Here is a 1,374-nt window from a genome sequence, read left to right as displayed (position 1 = left end):
GAAAAAAGAATTCTCTTTGTTCTTTTGAACACCTAAAACATCATTAGTGAATGAGTGTTTTAGTTTTGACTTATTAATAGGACATCCATCCCCTACTGTGGCGTCTTCATCATATACCAATTTTTCTAACAACATATAGGGGTCAAGGTGACCATTAGAACTTGAACATAATTAGATATGGGCTAATATAATATGGGTTTAGGAGCAGGTCATCCTAGGTTCATATCATCTGGTATTAGAGCCGAACTTTGTTCAAGCTTGATCGATCAACATCTACTAATCCTTGTACCTAGGGGAACGGAATTTAAAAACGTGATATGCTAATCATGTAAGTGAGTGGCCCAATCTAGTATACAATAATAATAATATTATTGAGATCAAGGACAGGTAAGGATTCAATATTTGTTGTTGTAGATAGGTTTTCTAAGATGGCACATTTCATTGCATGTACTAAAACTGATTATGCATCCAATATTGCAAATTTGTTTTTCAAAGAAATTGTGAGATTGTATGGAATGCCAAAAACTATTGTGTCGGATAGGGATGCCAAGTTCTTAAGTTATTTTTGGAAAACTTTGTGGGCTAAATTAGGTACTAAGCTTTTATTTTCAACTACTTGTCACCCACAAATAGATGGGCAAACCAAAGTTGTGAATAGAACCTTGTCCGCTTTGTTACGTGCTTTAATTAGTAGAAATTTGAGAACTTGGGAAGAATGTTTGCCACATGTTGAATTTGCTTATAATAGGTCTTTACATTCAGCTACTAAATATACTCCATTTGAAATTGTTTATGGTTTTAATCCTTTGACTCCATTGGATCGATCAAACCTGAACAAAATTTTGGCTCTGATACCAAATGATACGAACCTAGGTCGACTTGCTCCTAAACCCGTATTATATTAGCCAGGATCGATCACACCAACCCATCTTGCCTTGTTGCAACTATCAAGCTTAACATATATCTGCATTGACAACGAGATCGATCGTGAGGTGGGTGTACCCCACGGTTTATATATTGGTACATCAGGTGGTATTTGGTTATATGAATATATATGTATGTACATTTGAGAATTGTTTGGTTTTCATGTATCGTGATAAATTTTGACAATTCATGTTTATTTTATAAATGCGTTTATGGACCTTATGTTGCAATTGCATATTTTACAAGTTTTGCTGGAAACATTATAATTGTCTATTATACTGTCACATATATTTCGATCGATCTAACACCTTTACCTTTGAGTGAGCGTGCTAATTTAGATGGAAAACAAAAAGCTGATTTTGTAAAACAGATTCATGAGAAGACACGGGCAAACATTGAGAGGAGGACCGAGCAATATGCCAAGGTGGCTAATCAAGGCCGAAAATCAAT

2 protein-coding genes are annotated in these 1,374 nt (G+C 34.9%); both read left to right on the top strand.

Translation table 11 applies throughout. The annotated features are described in order from the left end of the window. The first annotated feature begins 428 nt into the window (after nt 1-428). Nucleotides 429-905: a hypothetical protein gene (locus tag FA727_RS25640; RefSeq protein ID WP_220096741.1), complete on the top strand. Its 477-nt coding sequence runs from the start codon at nt 429-431 to the stop codon at nt 903-905. Nucleotides 906-1,093: 188 nt separating this feature from the next. After that, the coding region (locus FA727_RS25635; RefSeq protein ID WP_206663862.1) for a hypothetical protein at nt 1,094-1,374 on the top strand (281 nt) is incomplete at its 3' end.

This window comes from Robertmurraya kyonggiensis, assembly GCF_005116465.1.
Classification (GTDB): Bacteria; Bacillota; Bacilli; order Bacillales; family Cytobacillaceae; genus Robertmurraya; species Robertmurraya kyonggiensis.
Note: the sequence above shows the minus strand (reverse complement) of the source record. Positions and strands in the feature narration are given on the sequence as shown.